The following is a 17,912-nucleotide window of genomic DNA, read 5'->3' as shown; positions in this document are numbered from 1 at the left end:
TGTCACCACGCTGCATCCTCCAGAATTCGAGAACATCATGAACGAGGAAAATTCCGCCGCCACCGTGCAGGATCGGGTGATCAAGATCATCGCGACCCAGACCAAGCTCGACCCGGCGCAGATACACCCCAGCTCGACCCTGAAGGACCTGGGCGTCGCCTCGCTGGACGCCATCGAGGTGATCTTCGACATCGAGGAAGCCTTCAACATCACCTTCCCCGATCAGGGCGCCAACTTCGACAGCGACACCGTGCAGCACCTGGTGGACGCCGTGACTGCTGCCCTGGCCACGCCGGACGAACACGCCGCAGGCCAGGCGTGAGCGAGCCGACCGGACGTGCCGTTGCCATCACCGGCATGGGCGCCATCAGCGTCCATGGCGAGGGTGCCGAGCCATTGTGGCGCGCGCTGCGGGAGGGACGCAGCGGCATCGCCCCGCTGCGCCACGAACGCGCCGCCGAGTTGCGGGTGAAGATTGCCGCGCAGGTTCCGCAAACATTCGACCCGGCCGGGCACTTCGACGAGCAGCTGCTGCCGCTGCTCGACCGCACCTCGCAATTCGCGCTGATGGCCGCCAACGAGGCGATACGACAGTCGGGGCTTGCCTTCGGCGACGATGCGCTGTCGCTGCGCACGGGCGTGGTGGTGGGCACCGGCGTGGGTGGGGAAACCACCCAGGACGAGCAGAGCCGGCGACTCTACGCCGAAAACGCAAGCCGGGTTCATCCACTGACCATCGTCAGGCTCATGAGCAACGCGCCGGCCAGCCAGATCAGCATCGTGCACGGCCTGCGCGGGCCATGCTTTGCCGTGGCCAGCGCCTGCGCGTCGGCCAACCATGCCATCGCGCAGGCAGCGATGATGATCCGTGCAGGCCTCATCGACGTGGCGATCGCCGGTGGCAGCGAAGCCTGCCTGACCTACGGCGCGCTGCGCGCCTGGGAGGCCATGCGCGTGCTTGCCGACGATACCTGCCGCCCCTTCACGGCGCGTCGCCGCGGCCTGGTCCTCGCCGAGGGTGCCGGCATCTTCGTCCTCGAATCGATGGCGCATGCGCGCGCGCGCGGAGCAACCATCCTGGGCGAACTTGCCGGCATCGGCATGAGCGCGGATGCCGCTGACATCGCCGCGCCCGATCCCGCCGGCAGTGCGCGCGCGATGCAGTTGGCCCTGGCAGACGGCGGGCTTGCACCGGAAGATGTCGACTACATCAATGCGCACGGCACCGCGACGCTGGCCAACGACGTCAACGAGACCGTCGCGCTGCATCGTGTATTCGGCGCACATGCCGCCGCGCTCGCGGTGTCGTCGACCAAATCGATGCACGGCCATGCGCTGGGTGCCACCGGTGCATTGGAACTGGTGGCGGTGCTCGGCGCCATCCGCGACGGCATCGTGCCACCCACGGCGAATTTCGATGAAGCCGATCCGGCCTGCGACCTCGACTACGTGCCCAATGTCGCGCGGCCGATGGCCGTGCGCGCCGCGCTGAGCAATTCGTTTGCCTTCGGTGGTCTCAACGCGGTACTGGCGGTACGCGCCGCACGCTGACGCAGGCCGGGCGCGGCCATGGACCTTCGGATGACGTATATCGCCCAACTTGAGCCGGAGAACCTGCTCGAACAATTTCTCGCCCATCCACCGATCGGCTTTCATGCCGAGCGATCGGCGTCGGGCGTACCCACCTTCGTGGCCCCGTTCGACCTGCTGACCACGGCCGACAGCGCACTGCGTCAGCGCGTGACCCGCCTGCCCGGCTATCGCCACTGGGGTCGCTGGCTGCGTTGGCGCACGCGTTTCGTCGGCTGCACGGTCACCGAATACGCTCCGCTGACGGACAACGTGTCCGCCAGCGCACTGGCCGATCAGCTGCTCGACCGCTTCGGCCATGATTGCGCATTGCTGGTGATCAAGGATCTGGCCCATGCCTCACCACTGCTGGACGCGCGTGCCAACGCCTACGCCGCCGCGTTTGCGCGACAGTGCGAAACCCGTGGATGCGTGCTGCTCGAGGGCATGGCCCTGGCGTGGGTGCCGATTGATTTCACCACGCTCGATGACTACCTGGCACGGCTTTCGTACAGCCGGCGCAAGAGCATTCGCCGCAAACTGCGTTCGAAGGGCGCGCTGCAGATCGATTGCGTCCGCACCGGCGCGACCTGCTTCGACGACGACGACCTGATCAGCCGGTTCTACGCGCTCTATCGCAACGTGTATGCACAGAGCGAGATCCACTTCGACCTGCTCAGCGAATCCTTTTTCAGGGCCGTGCTGCGCGATGGCAACAGCAGCGGATGCGTATTTACATACCGCGACGGCAACGACCTGATCGGCTGGAATCTGTGCTACGAGTACCGGGGCATGTTGATCGACAAGTACGTCGGCTTTGCCTATCCGCCCGCGCGCGATCACAACCTGTACGTGGTCAGCTGGATGGAGAACCTCGCCTACGCCCGCCGCCGCGGCCTGAGCCACTACGTGGCCGGCTGGACCGACAGCGAGATCAAGCGTCAGCTCGGTGCGCGCTTCTGCAGCACGCGGCACGCGGTCTATGTGCGCAATCCGCTGCTGCGCTTCGCATTTCGCCACCTGGCGCACTGCTTCGAGAGCGAGCCGCTGCAACCCGCGCTACTCACCGGTCGCGCCTGATGCACACCGTCGTGCTCGATCTCGATGGTTCCACCGGACCGCTGCCCGGACGACTGGTGGTCCCGCTGGCGCACCTGCAGGAGGCGCTGCGTTTCGGCTGCCCGCTGGCGACACTGCGCAGATTCCGACAGGCGCTCGACGACACCTTGCCAGAGGCTCATGGCACCGTGATGCTGGGCAGCGGCGACTTCCACCACCTCAGCTGGCCACTGGTGGAACGGGTAGCCGGCCCTGCGCCTTTTCAGGTGGTGGTGCTGGACAATCACCCGGACAACATGCGCTTTCCCTTCGGCGTGCATTGTGGCTCGTGGGTGCGCCGGGTAGCGCTGATGCCTCGCGTCAGCCATGTGCATGTGGTGGGCATCTGTTCGAACGATATCGGCCGCGGTCACGCCTGGGAGAACTACCTTGCGCCGCTCCGGCGCGGCAAGCTTAGCTACTGGAGCGCGGGCGTCGACACCGGCTGGGCCGCGCGCGCCGGGCTGGGTCACGCGTTTCACGCATTCGACGACGTGGCCTCGATGACACAGGCATTCTGCGCTCATCAGCGCATGCAGCCGCAGCCGACCTATCTCTCGATCGACAAGGACGTCTTTGCGCAGGACGTGGCGCGAACCAACTGGGACCAGGGCCGGATGCAGCTGGAGCATGCCGCCGCGATCATCCGGAGCTTGCATGGCGGTCTGGTGGGCAGCGATATCACCGGCGAGATTTCAGTCTATCGCTATCGCAGCTGGTGGAAGCGCAGGCTGTCTGCCATCGACGAGCAGCCCGTCGTGGATGACGCGTCGCTTGATGCGTGGCAGCGCCAGCAGCATGAGTTGAACCTCGAGCTGCTGGCCATGATGAAGCCGCTGACAAGGGCGGCAACGGCGTGAGCGGGTCGCCGTGCGGCGGCGCCCGCCCGACGCAAGCTCAGTCGTCGCCGTTGTCGATGGAGTTCTCCAGCACCTTGCCGTCTTTCGCGTCGACACCGATCTCGTGGGTCACGCCCTTGGCAACGATGTCGAACGAGTAGCGCAGGCCGCTGCCGCCATTTTCCTTTTCCAGTTCTTCCTTGGCGATCCTGCCGGGCTGCGTCCGGAGCGCGATCGCCCTGGCCTGGGTCATGCTGATGGCGGCCTTCATGTCGGTCTTGCCGGCTGCGTCCGTCGTGGCCGCGAATGCCGCACTGGCGAAGGCGAGTGTTGCGATGAAAAGTGTGAGCTTGCGCATGGTGTGCTCCATAAGGTTGCGTTCGATTACAGTCCCGCCAGCGAAATCATGCTGCGGTTCGGGAGCGTCGAGCGTGACAGGACGAACTTAGGTGGCGCTTATCCCGCGCGACGGCGAACATGACGACGAGTGTTCAGCGCAGCACGCGTTCCAGCTCCTGGCAGATGCGCTCGAAGCAATCGTCGTCGAGCCACGGACTGTTGCTTATGGTCAGGCTGCGGCGGGCGAAGTCCCGCGCACGCGGCACCGGCACCTGCGGCACGCGGTCGGCCAGATAGCCGTAGTCGGGCAGCGCGTGCACGAACAGCCGGCTGACCCCGATGCCGGCCGTCCACAGCGCCGCCAGCGCGGCGTCGCAACGCGCAGCGTCGGGCAGACGCAACAGCAGGAACGGCCAGCTCCCCTCGGTCTCCGGCGCGGCATCGAATATGTGCAGGCCCGGGATCTGGCGCAAGCGGTTGATACGCACGCCGGCTTGCTGCCGTAGCTGCCGGATGAAGCCGGGCAGCCGCGCCGCGGCGCGCGCGCCCACGCCCTGCCGCCAGCGCCCGACCCGATGCAGCGGAATGAAGCGTGGAAACTCGTCGCCGACGGCAGCTACCGGATCGCCTCGGCGCAGCGCGCGGCGTAGTGGCAGGCCATATGCAAGTCGCAGCGCGCGCGGCCGGTACAGCGCGGCGAGGCCGAGCAGTTCGATGGATCGTCGCAACTCCCGACGCGCGATGGCCGGCAGCTCTTCCGCCGCGGTCCGCGCCAGCGCGTCGCGCAGCGCGTCATCGCGCGAAAGCAGCAAGCCGCCTTCGTAGATCGACAGGCCCTTGCCCGCGGCCAGGCTGAAAAAGGCGATATCGCCGCGCAGTCCCACGCTCGCGCCGCGATCGCGCGCGCCCAGTGCCTGCGCGGCATCCTCGATCACCCACGCGCCGACCGCGCGCGCCGCAATCAATGCCGCGTCGACATTCGCCACCAGTCCGCCGAGATGGGTCGGCATGACGGCCAACGTGCGCGTATCGCAGGCCTCGGCCAGCGCGCGCGGATCCATGTCGTAATGTCCGTCGCTGGCGTCGCACAGGCGCAGCTCCAGATCGAGGCTGTGCACGGCAATCGCCACCAGCGGACAGGTGTAGGCCGGTACCACCACCACGCGACGCTGCGGCGCGCGTGCACTCAGCGTGCGCAGGGCCAGCCACAGCGCCGCGGTGCCGGAACAGGTGAGCAGCAGCGGCGGCGTGCCCAACTGCTGTGCCAGTGTGGTGGTCAGTGATGCATGGCCACGCGGCCACAGATCCGTCAGTCGCAGCGGCAAGCCGGCAGTCGGCGGAATTTCATGCCGTGCGCGCACCGGCGTGCCTCAGCGGCGAACGGGGTCGGGGGAGCTGCGCTCGGCAAGCCCCAGGCAGACGATACCGGCGAGTATCGCCAACGCGCCGATCAGCTTGGGCATGGTCAGCGGCTCGCGGAACAGCCAGACAGACAGCAACATCACGCTGATCACTTCCAGATGCGAGGCCGCGAAGGCAGGCCCGATCGGCGCGTGCTTGAGCAGGCTCATCCAGGTGAAAAAGGCACCGAGGTAGCCGATCACGGCGCCATACACCCACGGCTGGCCGAAGACCCGCAGCAGCCAATCGAGATTGGGCTCGACCGGCAACGCATGGTTTCCGGCAAGCTTGAATGAGACTTGGGTGAGCGTATCGAACGCCATCAGCAGCACGAAACCGAAGAAGTAGAAACGTCTCATGAGCCCATCCCCACGATCGCCACGCCCAGGCTCACCAGCACGATCCCCGCCACGCGCAGCCGGGTCAGCCTTTCGCCAAACAGGACGCGCCCGGCGAGCATGACCGCGACGATGTTGATCGATCCCAGCAGCACCCCTTCGGACAGCGGCAGCAGCGACAGGAACGCGATCCACACCAGGAACTCGAACACGTAGCAGCCCACGCCCAGCCACAGCCACGGCCGCGCGACCATGCAGCGCCAGCGGGCCAGGCCATCGCCGGCCTCGGGATCGCCGGCGGCCGCCTTGAAGGCGAGCTGGCCAGCCGTGTCCAGCAGCACGTTGGCCAGCCACAGCACGATGGTGAGCAACGGCATGGTCAGGCGGCCTCGGCGCGCGCCACGCGAGCGGCGGCGATGCCGTCAAAGAAGCGCACCGAATGCTCGATCAGGGTACGCCGCTGCTTGTCGATGGTAATCATGTGGTAGCTGTCGTCGAGCAGCAGCAACTCGGTACGCGCATTCACCCCGTGCAGCACGCGCTCGGCGTTGCGCACGCTTGCCACGTCATCATGGCTCGCGTGGGCAACCAGGCACGGCGCGGTCACCTGCCCGAGTTGGCGACGCACCTGCACGGAAAGCTGCTGCAGCTCGGCCAGCGCAAACCACGGATTGCCCAGCAACCCGGCCACGGTACTGTCGCCGCTGAGCATGGCTGCGCTGATCTGCGCGCGCAGCCTCTCGTCGCGCACGCCGTAGGGCGGCCGCTCGAGAAAGGCGCGGCCGCGGCCGAGGCCCAACTTCTTCACCAGCGGCAGCAGGAACGACAGCCGCGCCGTCCAGGGAATGCTCCAGCCGTCGTAGCGGAACGTCGCGCCATATACGCCGACGCCGGCGACCTGGCCGGGACAATCCGCGGCGAGCTTGAGCGAGAGCAGTGCCCCCATCGAAAGGCCACCGACGAACAAGTGATCCACGCGCTGAAGCAAATGCTCCGCCGCCCGCTCCACGCTGGCGTACCAGTCGTGCCAATCGGTGGCAAGCAAGTCATCAACGTCACCACAATGTCCGGCCAGTTGCATGCCGTACACGGTGAAGCCCGCCTGGTTGAGTCCTTTCGCGAGCAGGCGCATCTCCATCGGCGTACCGGTGAGTCCGTGGATAAGCAGCACGCCGCGGCGGTCGCCTTCGAGCAGGAAGTCAGTGGCCTTGATCACGGCATGCTCCGATGGGTGGAATGGGTGCGGCGCACGTCGCGCTCACTGCGGCGAATCCGCGGCCGGGGCGGCCGCAGGCTTGCCAAACTGCACCAGCACCCGTTGACCGATGCGCAGGTGCTGCGGCTGGTCGAAGGCCACCACGCAGCTCACCGTGCGTTCGTTGAGTCGCTGCTGCGGATCGTCAGCCAGTACGGAGGGTCCGACCACGCTGCCGATGCGCACGACGTGGGCCGGCCAGCGATGTACCGCGCCGCCGCCATCGCTGCTGACCACGGCCGGCATGCCCACCTTCACCGCGTCGACCAGCGCCTCGCTGAGCTCGGCACGCACGATCGGCGGCGTCTGCGGCAGCAGGGTGAACAAGGGGCCTGACTGGGGTGACACGCTGGCGCCGGGCTGAGCGAACACGCCGATGACCTGCGCCTCGATCGGCGCGCGCAAGGTTCGCAACTTGAGTTCGTAGCGCGCGCTCTGCAGTTTCTGCCGGGCCATGTCTACCGCGGCTTCAGCCGAAGTCTTGCTGGCCGCCAGCTCGGCAACCGTGCCGCGTGCCGCCTCCGCGCTCTGCGCATCACCCGCGCCGGCCTTGGCCGCTTCGCCCAGGCGCTGCGCCTGCTGGCGAGCCAGCACCTGCTTGCCCTTGAGCAGATCGACCCGGGCCCGTGCCTGCACCAGCGCCGCTTCGGCCGCCTGCACCTGCAGCGTGGCCGGCTCCGGATCCATGCCGGCAAGTACCTGACCCTTGGTGACGTGATCGCCTTCGTGCACGGCCACGCTGACCAGCGTGCCCTCGCGCGGCGCATCCAGCTGCAACAGGCCGCCTTGCACTTCCACGCGACCACGCGCCACCGCCGCATAGCTTGTGGCCGCGGCCGTGCCGTCAGCGGCAGGCGTGCGGCTGGAGCAGCCGGCAACCAGCAAGGTGGCAAACATGGCGCAGGGCAGCAGGCGCATCCGGAGAAGGTTCATGCGGGAATTCCTTTGATCACGAGGGCCGGTCCACGGGCCGCCTGTCACTGAGTACGCGACCGTCCTCCATCATGATCACGCGATCGGCGTGGCGGATCAGGCGCGGATCATGGCTGACGCATAGCACGGTGGTGCCGTGTGCATGCGCAATCCGATGGAGCAGGTCGATGATGGTCTGGCCATTGGCCGCATCCAGCGAGCTGGTGGGCTCGTCGGCGAACAGCAGCTCCGGCTGCTTGGCCAGGGCGCGGGCAATGGCCACGCGCTGCTTCTCGCCACCGGAGAGTTCGGCGGGCCGCAGTCGCATGCGATGGGCCAGGCCGACCTCTTCGAGCGACTGGGTGGCGCGCTCGCGGGCCTGGGCGCGACTGAGGCCCAGATAGTCCAGCGGCAACTCGACCTGTTCCAGCGCCGTCAATGCGGGAAACAGGTTGAAGCCCTGGAACACGAACCCGGTGTGGTGCAACCGGAAGCGCTCGAGCGCGCGCCTGTCCAGGCGAACCAGGTCGCTGCCCAGCGCCGTCACGCGCCCGGCGTCCACCGGTTGCAAGCCGCTGAGGATCGCCAGCAGAGTGCTCTTGCCACAGCCCGAAGGGCCGGAGATGAGGGTGAGTTCGGCCGCCTCGATGCGCAGCGAGAGGTTTTCAAGCACTTGCGTGCGCACGCGGCCCGAAACGAAAGCCTTGGCGATGCCTTCGGCCTGCAAGGCCGGGGCGGCGGCGGCCAATGCGATCGGCATGACAGCGCTCATCGCAGCAGGGTCGCCGGATCGGCGCGCCGCAGACTGCGCATCGCGACCAGCCCGGAAACGGCAGCCAGCGCCATCGCCAGCAGCACGCAGGCAAAGGTTACCGGCAGGTTGATGACCACCGGCACGTCCTGGCTGCGCGCCAGGGCCAGTACCAGGATACCCAGCACCGTGGCACCGACCAGACCGATCGCGCCGACCCAGCAGGCCTGCTCCAGCACCACCCAGCGCAGATTGCCCACCCCGACGCCGAGCGCATTGAGCGTGGCATATTCGCGCACGGAACCGGCCACCGCGCCCATCAGCGTCTGGCTGGTGATGACCGCACCGACCAGGAACACGATGCCGGCCAGAAACACCACGCCGGCGCCGGCCCCCGTGTCCAGCATCCAGTACAGCACCGAGCGGCGGGCAAACGATTCGGCCGTCCAGACCTCGTACGGCGCAAAGCCGCGACGGTCATGCAGGCGCTGCACCACGGCATCGACTCTGGCCGGGTCGGCGACGCTGGCCACCAGATAAGTCGGGCGCCCGGCGTCGTTCGGGTCGGTGTCGAGTTCACGCGCGGTGTCGAGCGAACTCACGATGTTGACACCGCCCAGCGCGCGCAAACCCGAAGCGACACCCACCACCCGCACGCGATGGTTGTTGATGGCCGCCTTGTCGCCCACGGTGACACCGAGCTTGTCGATGTCGGCACGGTCGATGATCACGGCATCGGGCGCGCTTAGTCGGGCCCGCAGCGCAGGCGTGAGGGCACGCGAAAACATCAGGCCGTCCGCGCGCGGATCAATGCCCGAGACGAACACCGACTGACCCCCGGTACCGTGCGGGCCACGCCAGTCGGCATCCACCCACAGGAACGGCTCCACCCGCGTCACCGCCGGATCCATGCGCAGACGCATCGCCACATCCGGATCGATGGCACGCCCCAGGTTCACGCTTTGCGTGCCCGGATAACCCACCCACAGGTCAGCCGACGAACCGGTGATGTACACGCTGGCGCTGCCGAAGATGCCCAGCACCAGGGCGGCCTGCAGCAGCTGCAGCAAGCCGGCGAAACCGATGGCGACGATGGCCGGCAGGAAACGCCGCCATTCGTAGATCAGCGTCTTGCGGGCAAGCGCCACCATCAGTCGCGCTCCGTTGAAAGCACAGGCGCCGGACTCGGCGGGAGGGGTTGCGCGTCGTCCGGCAAGGGAGCACCGCCGAGGGCTTTGTACAGGCTGACAAAAGCCACCCCGCGCGCCGCACGCGCATCGATCGCGGCGAGCCTGGCCCGGTCGAGCGCCAGCGCGCTGTCGAGCTGGTCGATCCGGTTGTCGAGTCCGAGCTGCACGCGCCGCGTGATGGCCGCATGCGTGCGGGCCGAGGCGGAGGCGGCCAGCGTGGCCTGCCGCTCGCGTACCTTCTGGCGTGCCAGTTGGCCCAGCGCGTTTTCCACTTCGGCGACACCGTTCAGAACCACTTGTCGATAGGCAAGCACCGCAGCCTTCAGCTCGTGATTCTTGGCATGTGACTGCGCCTGGAGCAGGCCCCAGTCGAACAGCGGTATGGTCAGAATGGGGCCGGCCGAGGCAATCGCGTTGTCGTTGGTGCGGCGATGCGTGGTGAGATTGGTCGACCACACGATCGAGCCGCCGATCCCGATGCTGGGAAACAGGTTGGCGTGCGCGATTCCCGCGTCGCCAGCGGCGCTCAACACGTCGGCCTGTGCCCGTGCGATGTCCGGGCGCGTGCGCAGGAGGTCGGCCGGAGTGGTGGTCACCGCCAACTGGCCCAGGTCCGGCAGCGCCGCCGGAGCCAGCCAGGCCGGATCGGGTTCCGGTCGGCCGAGCAGGGCCGCCAGACTGTGCGCACTGCCATCGGCTTCCTGTGTCGCATCGCTCAGCGAGGCGGTGGCCTCGGCCAGCGCCGCTTCGGCTGCCGCGACGCGATCGGGCCCGACCAGATGCAGGCGCTCGCGCACCCGCCACAGCTCAAGCTGCTGGCGACGCGCATGCTGCGCCTGCGCCTGCACTGTCATGCGCTGTTGCGCCGCGCGCAGCTCCAGCCAGTCACGCACCACCTCGCCGACCAGCGAAACGCGCGCCTGCTGAAGATCCGCTTCGGCCGCGTCCCGGTTGCCTTCGGCCTGGCGGCGCGCGGCCGTGCCGCGACCGAACAGGGGAAACTCCCATACCGCATCAAAGCCGGCCACCAGGAAGGACGCGCTCGCATCCGGATCGATCGCGTCATCGGTCTTGGCACGTACGGACGGCAGATAGGGCGCCGTGGCCACCCGCGCCAGCGCGCGCGCCGCCAACAGGTGTTCGTGCGCAGCTGCCACATTCAAGTTGTCATGCAGGGCGGTATCCACCAGCGCATCCAGCTGCGGATCGTGGAAAGCATGCCACCAGCCGCGCAGGTCGACCTGCTCCGCACCTGCTTCCGTCGCCTGGCGCCACTGCGCCGGAATCGACGGCGACAAAGGCTGCAGCGGCTCGCTGGCGCAACCGCCGAGTGCCAACGCCAGCGCGAACGCCAGCAAGCCAACACGGGCCGCGCTACGCGTGGCAGCGACGGGACCGCTGCGTCGTGCGCCCGCTGACGGGATCGGCGACACGGAAGAACCGACAGACGGATCAGGGCACTGGCACATCATCACGGCAGTATGCATCCGGAGTGTTTCACGAACTTTTCGCCAGGGGCGGGAACTGCACCGTCACCCGCAGGCCGCCCCCCGACGCCGCACCGAAGGCCACCCTGGCGTGGTGCTTGCCGGCGATCTGCTGGACGATGGCCAGGCCCAGGCCCGTACCACCCTCGCGCGCGCCGGGTGCACGATAAAAGCGCTCACCCAGCCGCGCCAGCACCTCCGGCGGCGCGCCCGGTCCGTTGTCCTCCACCTGCAGCAGGACGCCGTGGTCGGGCAGCGGCAGCACGCTCACCGTTACCCGCGCGCCCGTACCGGCGTAACGCAAGGCGTTGTCGATCAGATTGTCCACCAGCTCCTGCAGACTGGCCACATCGCCGCTCACCAGGGCGCGCTCGTCGGGACCGCTGTAGCCCAGGTCGATCTCCACCTGCAGCGCTTCGTGGATGCGGGTGGCAACCAGCTCCGGCACCACGCGGGCCAGATCCACCGGCTGGTTGTGCTGCGATTCGTGCCACGGGTTCTGCGCACGGTTCAGGGCAAGCAGCTGGGTGGAGGTTCGCGCGGTGCGCTGGGTCAGCCGGTGAATATGCTCGAGCGCGTCCTTCACCGTTTCCGGGCTGACCCCGGTGAGCGCACGCTCGGCATGCAGGCTCAGACCAGCCAGCGGCGTACGCAGTTGATGCGCGGCGTCGGCCATGAAACGTTCCTGCAGCGCGAGCACGGTACCAAGCCGTGCAAACAGGCCGTCGATGGTGCGCGTCAGCGGCAGGATTTCCACCGGCACGTCGGTGTCGCTGATCGGCCCGAGCTCGTGTTCGCGTGCGGCCAGGCGCCGGGTCAACGGTTGCAGGATGCGCAGCCCGCGGGTGACGCCGAGCCAGACCAGCAACAGCATGCTGAGTATCAGGATCGTCTGCAGCGGCACTGTCAGCAACAGGATCTGTCGTGCACGTTCGTGCCGGTCGTGCAGCGTCTCGGCAATGCTCACCGTCAGTATTTCGGCGGGATCGTCCGGAGAGCGGATGCTCAGCTCGGCCGCACGCAGCGCCTTGCCGTTGACGCTCGAGTCGAACAGCCGGGGGCTGCCGCCGACCGGAGGCGCGGCCGGTTGCGGAAACGGATCGTTGCTGCTGAGCAGCCCGCGCCGGTTGCTGCGCACCGTGTAGTAATTGTGCCCGTCCGGATCGTATTCGAGCAGGAACCGCGCCTGTGCCGAAAGGTCGCCGGAGATGCGCTCGGACAGGAACATTTGTGCCAGCGTGCGTACGTCGTCGGCAAGGTCGCTGTCGTGAACCCGGTTGGAGTAACTCAACGCCACGGCATACGTCACGCCGGCGTCGACTAGCAGCAGCGCCAGCATCGGAACGAGCAGGAACAGCAGCAGGCGCCGACGCAGGCTGGGGGACTTCGGCACAGTGGTGCGCTCACGCATGCTTGTCTTCTTCCAGCAGGTAGCCCAGCCCGCGAATGGTACGCACACTGGCCCCGCTTCCCTTGAGCTTTCGCCGCACGCGATGGACGGCGATGTCCAGTCCGTTGTCGGTGAGGTTCTGATCCCAGGCGCAAAGTGCCTCGATCAGCTGGGCGCGGTTGGTCACCCGGCGCACGCGCGCGGCAAGCGCCTCCACCAGCCCGAACTCCCTGGCCGTCAGGTCCAGCGCCCGGTCGTCCACCCAGGCGCGCCGGCCCGGGATATCCAGGCGCAGACGACCAATCATCAAGTGCTGGGCGCCACGTGCCAGTGATCGACGCAGCAGGGCGCGCACGCGCGCCTCGAACTCGGCCAGTTCGAACGGTTTCACCAGGTAGTCGTCCGCGCCCAGGTCGAGCACGCGCACGCGGTCATTGAGTTGATCGCGAGCGGTGATCACCAGCACCGGTACCGGGACCTGACGGCCACGCAGCGAGCGCAATACCTCGGTGCCATCCAGTCGCGGCAAGCCGAGATCCAGGATCACCAGGTCGTAATCGACATCCTTGAGCGCGTGCTCGGCCATGACACCGTCGATGACGTGATCCACCGCATGTGCGTCGCCCCGGAGCGTCGCCACGATGGCGGCGGCAATGGAGGTGTCGTCTTCAACGAGCAGAATACGCATGAACGATTCCTGGCGGTAACACGGGCGCTGCGCGATCGAAAGACGCTTGGCCCACCCTGCTCCACGGGTGCGGCGAACGCGGGTCATGTAGCGGCACGGCGGGGACGATTCTGGCTGGCCGATTGTCGGCAAGGGCAGGGGTATCCAAGTGACCTGTACCCTCCGCTGGACGTAGTGTGCGACGCGCGGCTTAGTTGCACCTTATGGCTTGCGAAGTTTCCGCCGTGCATCCCTTTCGCGGAAGCCGGTTGCGACCACCTCGCCGCGACATGCCCCGGGGTGAAAGCCCGGCTCGCTGCAGCCCATCCGGCCGGGAAAATCCAGCGCCCGGGGTATCCCTGCCCGCGCCTTCACGTCGATGCGCGCAGCGTGTCCGACGCCGAACGATTTTCGGTCGCCGCCGACCCTATGCCGCCCGCATGGTCGGACTGCACGCGTCTGAACCAGCGCGCCGCCCTCATGGCGACCTCGCCGGGGGCCAGCGCGTGCGTGTCCAGCGCCTCGTTGCCCGGACCATAGGGGGCGTACTTGGCAGGGTCGGTGGTGTTGAAAAGTCCGAGCGTCGGCGTCCCGCTTGCGGCGGCCAGATGCATGACACCGCAATCGGCGCTGATGAAGCCTTGCATGTTGGCGATCAGCGAGCCCAGTCGCCGGAGGTTTTGCGTGTAGAACGGCACGAACCTCCCGCCGATCTGGGAAGTACCGTGGGCAGCAACCAGGTCGACGATCTGCACTTCGGGGCAGCGCTGCCGGAAGGTTTCCAGGAAAATCGCCCACCAGGCCTCGTCGTACCGCTTGCGACCGGTGGCGTTGGTGAAGATGCCAAGCACCGCCACGTTGCGGCGGTCGTTCTGCGGGCACAGGCTGGCCAGCACAGGTGCAGCCTGCAATTTTTCGTCCTGGCTCAGCCCTATGTCCAGCGCTGGAAACGGTGTGTCGGGTCGGCGTCCCGAGTAGGCGGCGCGCAGCAGATAGACGCTGCGCAAGGCGTGGTGTACCGGAGCGTCGAGCATGCGCCATGCCGAGTCGGGATACGCTTCGGCATCGGGAAATCCCAGCTTGTAACGCGCCCTGGCCATGCCCAGTGCGAGACGCCCGGACTGCGAGCCGTGGCATGCGTCGATCGCCAGGTCGTACCGCTGTCGGCGCAGCTCGCGCAGCAATGAACACGTGCCGGGCAGATGCCGCGCCACCCTGCGCGGCACGGCGAACACCTTGCGTACGCGGAACCGATTGGCGAACAGTGTCGAGGCAACCTCCGAGGCAAGGATGTCGATCTCGGCCCCCGGGTAGAGCAGTTCCACTTGCCGGATCAGCGGACTCAGCAGCACCGCGTTGCCAAGCCGATGGTTGGGACGACAGATCAGCACGCGATGGATGCCGTGGGCAGGCAGGCCACCTGGCTCGCACAAGTCGTCGTTCAAGCGGTGGAAGCTGCGGCGAAACGACGAACCGACCGCAAGGCGACGCAAGCGATCCCAGACCGAACCGGAGGTCACTGCCGACAGCCATGCGCCGGCAGCTGGTGATTGTTCAAACGCGATTGAAGTGGCTTTCATGACGCCACCGTAGAGCCGGTGCCTTTTCGCAGTCTTTCTAACGACTCCGTAACAACGACGACACTGAAGCACGATGCAGCCGTGCGCTGCTCTCGCTGTGCCACTGCGACGCGCGCGCATGCAACGCGATGGCGTGTGTAAGCCAGGCGAAAGCATGGCCGAGGATGCTTGCGCGCAGAGGGTCGCTATTGGCCTCGCCGAGAGGGAGCATCACCATGCGCACGTTGACGGCATACCTGCTCGTCCTGACTCTGCTTGCGGCAAGCAGTGCCGCCCAGGCCGCGGGCGGCCCGTTTGGCATCGACCATCGGCTGCACTACGACAACAGCGGCATCTGGAAACGCGACAACCAGAAGGTACTGATGTACGGCACGATACTCACTGTTGCCGGCGGTGCGCTGGCCTTCGGCGACGACAACAAGCTCGGCGATACGTTCTGGCGCTCGGTGGATGCGATGGTGCTCACCAGCGTGACCGTGACCGCCACCAAACACGTCTTCCGCCGTGAGCGCCCTTCGGCCACCAGCAACCCGGACGAATGGTTCAAGAGTTCGGGGGCGCAAAGCTTTCCCAGCGGCGAGGTGTCGACCATTTCGGCAGCCGTGACTCCGTTCATCGTCAACTACGGCCACGATCACCCGGCGGTGTACGCGTTGGCCTTGTTGCCCGCGTATGACGCCGTGGCGCGCATGAAGACGCGCGGACACTGGCAGAGCGACGTGCTGGTGGCGGCTGCGGTCGGCACCGGCTTTGGCATCTGGGCCGCCAGACGCCACTCTCCGCTGATCCTGGGTTGGCTCCCCGGCGGATTCCAGGTCGGTTTCGTGCACCACTTCAAATAGCCATCCGTTGCGGCGACGTGTCGCGGTACCGGCGATGTCATCTTGCACCGCGCGGAAACGTGACCTCGACCCGCAAGCCGCGTCCCCATGGCGCATCGAGCAAGGCGATCTCGGCGCCGTGCAACTGGGCCACGCGCTGCACGATCGACAGTCCAAGCCCGTAGCCGTCGCCACGACCGCCGGCCTCTCGATGAAAGCGTGCGAACACATCGGCGCGGCGCTCGGGCGGAATGCCCGGGCCGTCGTCGGTCACGTCGATGCGCACGCGCCCCCCGGCATGGCTCAAGGCCAGTTCCACCCGGCCGCCACCCGGCACATGCCGCAACGCGTTCTCGACCAGATTCCGCAGCAGCGCCGAGATACCGGCGGGAAAGCAGGCCACGTGCACGGGCGCATCGGGCAATTGCAGGGACATGTCCACCCGGGCGTCGGCAATCACGGGAGCCAGTTCGTCCACCACCTCCATCGCCAGCGGCGCCAGGTCGACCACCTCGCGCGTGCCGTCCGCCGCTCCGGATTCGAGCCGTGCCAGCACCAGCAACTGCTCGACCCGCCGTGCCAGCAGGTTGAGCGCCGCATGCGCCTGCTCCAGCGTGGCCGCCGCCTCGGCCGGATCCTTGTTGCCCTGCGCGTCCTCCAGACTGATCAGGCTGGTGGTAAGCGGCGTGCGCAACTCGTGCGCAACATCGGCACTGAAGCGGCGTTCACGCTCCAGCGCATCCTCGAGCAAACCCAGCTGGCCGTTCAGCGCGTCGATCACCGGGCGCAGTTCGGCCGGCGCTGGCGAGAGTGTGATCGGCTCGCGACTGCCAGGCGCGCGCACGGCGAGCAGACGCGCAAGCTGCTCGAGTGGACGCAAGCCGCGCTGCACGGCCCAGCCCACCAGCAGTGCAATCAATGGCAGGCCGATCAGCAGTGGCAGCGAGTGATCCAGCAGCAGCGCGTGCAGGATGTCGCGCCGACTGTCGTAGCGCTCGGCGGCGCGGATGCGCGTGCCGCTTTGCGGGTCCCACAGGGTGTACGTGCGCCAGCGGTAGCCATTGAGTCGAAGGTTGCGAAACCCTTCGTCGCTGGCCGGCGGTGGCGGCAGCCCTGCGAAGTTGGCGGTAGCCAGGCGCACCTGGCCGTGCGCGTCGATCACCTGGAATGCCACTTCGGTCTCGAACGTGCCGTGCCCCACTGAAATGGTGGCGTCGGATGACCCGTTGAAATCCCCCAGCTTGCCCGCCGGCGAGGCGAGCGCATCGATTCCGGTGGTGCGCAGCAGGAGTTGCAGGGTGTGGGCGGATTGGGCGAGACGACCGTCGGACAACTCGTTGATCTCGCGCAAGGTGGCATTGAAGCTGAAGATGCCCACCGGCACCAGCACCGCGATCATGACCGCCGTGACCAGCCAGCGCAGCCGGCGCCGCAGGCTTGCTGCCCTCATTGTGGATTCCGGATCAGCATGTAGCCGAAGCCGCGCACGGTCTGCAGGATGTCTGCGTCGAGCTTGCGGCGAAGCCCGTGCACCAGCACCTCCAGGGCGCTGCGGCCAACGACGTTGTCCAGGCCGTAGATGGAATTTTCCAGCGCCTCGCGACGAACGATGCGGCCGGCCCGCTCCATCAATGCCTGCAGCAACGCGAATTCACGCCGGGTCAGGTCCAGCCGCTCACCGCGGAAACTGACCTCGGCACTGGCCAGATCCATGCTCAGCGCACCGGCTTCCAGCCGGTTGTCGGCCAGCCCGTGCTGTCGTCGCATCAGCGACCGGATACGCGCGGCCAGTTCCTCCAGATGGAACGGCTTCACCAGGTAGTCGTCGGCGCCGGCGTCCAGGCCGGCCACCCGCGCATCGAGGCCGTCGCGCGCGGTCATGACGATCACCGGGGTCGCCACATGCGCACGGCGTGTCTCGATCAGCACATCCAGGCCATCACGACCCGGCAGGCCCAGATCCAGCAGCACCAGGTCGGCACTGCCATCGGCAAGCGCAACCAGGGCCTCCCGACCATCGCGCAGCCAGGTAACGGTGTAGCTCAGCCGCTCCAGTGCACGCTGGATGGCGGCGCCGAGCTGGGCATCGTCTTCGACCAGGATGATGTGCACAGATCTCTCCACTACCAAAGGCCGCCGACGCCCTGCAGTATGAACCCCGACGCTTTGTGGAAGCTTAGGGCAACGCTGGACAGGGTGGCGAGCATGCCGAGCGCGGCATGTGGATCGGCATGGCCGTTTGTCGCTCATAAGCTGATCGAAAGGCGCGGCCGCT

19 protein-coding genes are annotated in these 17,912 nt (G+C 67.3%); 5 read left to right on the top strand and 14 right to left on the bottom strand.

From position 1 onward, the window contains the following. Positions 1 to 37 precede the first annotated feature (37 nt). From AC0L58_RS03520 to AC0L58_RS03505, 4 genes are read left to right on the top strand one after another with little or no spacing between them, the layout of a single operon-like run. Positions 38 to 322 carry an acyl carrier protein gene (locus AC0L58_RS03520; RefSeq protein ID WP_473686746.1) on the top strand — a complete coding sequence of 95 codons (285 nt, stop codon included), beginning with the start codon at positions 38 to 40 and terminating at the stop codon, positions 320 to 322. Beyond that, the gene (locus AC0L58_RS03515; protein WP_473686744.1) at positions 319 to 1,551 is read left to right on the top strand and encodes a beta-ketoacyl-[acyl-carrier-protein] synthase family protein; all 1,233 of its coding nucleotides are present in this window, start codon (positions 319 to 321) and stop codon (positions 1,549 to 1,551) included. Before AC0L58_RS03520 ends, AC0L58_RS03515 begins: the two co-directional genes overlap by 4 nt. Before the next feature lie 30 nt (positions 1,552 to 1,581). Then, positions 1,582 to 2,649 (top strand): GNAT family N-acetyltransferase, encoded by a 1,068-nt coding sequence (locus tag AC0L58_RS03510; protein WP_473686742.1) that lies wholly within the window; start codon positions 1,582 to 1,584, stop codon positions 2,647 to 2,649. Continuing rightward, a complete protein-coding gene (locus tag AC0L58_RS03505) occupies positions 2,649 to 3,527 on the top strand; it encodes an arginase family protein (protein WP_473686738.1) in 879 nt (292 codons plus the stop codon). Before AC0L58_RS03510 ends, AC0L58_RS03505 begins: the two co-directional genes overlap by 1 nt. Positions 3,528 to 3,564: 37 nt before the next feature. Here the strand turns inward: AC0L58_RS03505 and AC0L58_RS03500 are convergent, their stop codons facing one another. The 12 genes from AC0L58_RS03500 to AC0L58_RS03445 form a co-directional block, all read right to left on the bottom strand. Then, complete coding sequence (locus AC0L58_RS03500; RefSeq protein WP_473686736.1) at positions 3,565 to 3,864, bottom strand: PepSY domain-containing protein; 300 nt, start codon at positions 3,862 to 3,864, stop codon at positions 3,565 to 3,567. 133 nt (positions 3,865 to 3,997) lie between these two features. Further along, positions 3,998 to 5,206 (bottom strand): DegT/DnrJ/EryC1/StrS family aminotransferase, encoded by a 1,209-nt coding sequence (locus tag AC0L58_RS03495; protein WP_473686734.1) that lies wholly within the window; start codon positions 5,204 to 5,206, stop codon positions 3,998 to 4,000. A gap of 9 nt (positions 5,207 to 5,215) precedes the next feature. Continuing rightward, on the bottom strand, positions 5,216 to 5,605 hold the full coding sequence (locus tag AC0L58_RS03490; RefSeq protein WP_473686732.1) for a DMT family transporter: 390 nt from the start codon (positions 5,603 to 5,605) through the stop codon (positions 5,216 to 5,218). Then, positions 5,602 to 5,961 carry a hypothetical protein gene (locus AC0L58_RS03485; protein ID WP_473686730.1) on the bottom strand — a complete coding sequence of 120 codons (360 nt, stop codon included), beginning with the start codon at positions 5,959 to 5,961 and terminating at the stop codon, positions 5,602 to 5,604. The genes AC0L58_RS03490 and AC0L58_RS03485 overlap by 4 nt, the downstream gene beginning before the upstream one ends. 2 nt (positions 5,962 to 5,963) lie before the next feature. Further along, entirely contained in the window at positions 5,964 to 6,800 is an 837-nt protein-coding gene (locus AC0L58_RS03480; protein ID WP_473686728.1) for an alpha/beta hydrolase, read from the bottom strand. 42 nt (positions 6,801 to 6,842) lie between these two features. Beyond that, complete coding sequence (locus tag AC0L58_RS03475) at positions 6,843 to 7,772, bottom strand: efflux RND transporter periplasmic adaptor subunit (RefSeq protein ID WP_473686726.1); 930 nt, start codon at positions 7,770 to 7,772, stop codon at positions 6,843 to 6,845. 16 nt (positions 7,773 to 7,788) lie between these two features. Then, complete coding sequence (locus AC0L58_RS03470; RefSeq protein ID WP_473686724.1) at positions 7,789 to 8,511, bottom strand: ABC transporter ATP-binding protein; 723 nt, start codon at positions 8,509 to 8,511, stop codon at positions 7,789 to 7,791. Positions 8,512 to 8,519: 8 nt separating this feature from the next. After that, positions 8,520 to 9,653, bottom strand: a complete 1,134-nt coding sequence (locus AC0L58_RS03465; RefSeq protein ID WP_473686722.1) for an ABC transporter permease — start codon at positions 9,651 to 9,653, stop codon at positions 8,520 to 8,522. Beyond that, positions 9,653 to 11,125 carry an efflux transporter outer membrane subunit gene (locus AC0L58_RS03460; protein ID WP_473686720.1) on the bottom strand — a complete coding sequence of 491 codons (1,473 nt, stop codon included), beginning with the start codon at positions 11,123 to 11,125 and terminating at the stop codon, positions 9,653 to 9,655. The genes AC0L58_RS03465 and AC0L58_RS03460 overlap by 1 nt, the downstream gene beginning before the upstream one ends. Before the next feature lie 64 nt (positions 11,126 to 11,189). Further along, positions 11,190 to 12,590 (bottom strand): sensor histidine kinase N-terminal domain-containing protein, encoded by a 1,401-nt coding sequence (locus AC0L58_RS03455; RefSeq protein ID WP_473686718.1) that lies wholly within the window; start codon positions 12,588 to 12,590, stop codon positions 11,190 to 11,192. Then, positions 12,583 to 13,257, bottom strand: coding sequence for a response regulator (locus AC0L58_RS03450; protein WP_473686716.1), 675 nt, complete (start codon positions 13,255 to 13,257; stop codon positions 12,583 to 12,585). Before AC0L58_RS03450 ends, AC0L58_RS03455 begins: the two co-directional genes overlap by 8 nt. Positions 13,258 to 13,607: 350 nt before the next feature. Beyond that, positions 13,608 to 14,816: a glycosyltransferase family 9 protein gene (locus AC0L58_RS03445; RefSeq protein WP_473686714.1), complete on the bottom strand. Its 1,209-nt coding sequence runs from the start codon at positions 14,814 to 14,816 to the stop codon at positions 13,608 to 13,610. A gap of 215 nt (positions 14,817 to 15,031) precedes the next feature. On the opposite strand from AC0L58_RS03445, the gene AC0L58_RS03440 reads away from it, so the two are divergent. Then, complete coding sequence (locus AC0L58_RS03440) at positions 15,032 to 15,658, top strand: phosphatase PAP2 family protein (protein ID WP_473686712.1); 627 nt, start codon at positions 15,032 to 15,034, stop codon at positions 15,656 to 15,658. 37 nt (positions 15,659 to 15,695) lie between these two features. Here the strand turns inward: AC0L58_RS03440 and AC0L58_RS03435 are convergent, their stop codons facing one another. Continuing rightward, complete coding sequence (locus tag AC0L58_RS03435; RefSeq protein ID WP_473686710.1) at positions 15,696 to 17,087, bottom strand: ATP-binding protein; 1,392 nt, start codon at positions 17,085 to 17,087, stop codon at positions 15,696 to 15,698. Then, entirely contained in the window at positions 17,084 to 17,749 is a 666-nt protein-coding gene (locus AC0L58_RS03430; RefSeq protein ID WP_473686708.1) for a response regulator, read from the bottom strand. The genes AC0L58_RS03435 and AC0L58_RS03430 overlap by 4 nt, the downstream gene beginning before the upstream one ends. Between the last annotated feature and the right edge of the window lie 163 nt (positions 17,750 to 17,912).

It is taken from the genome of Rhodanobacter sp. G2-10, assembly GCF_055809185.1.
The sequence above is the reverse complement of the archived record's forward strand: the minus strand, read 5'-3'. Positions and strand labels throughout refer to the sequence as shown.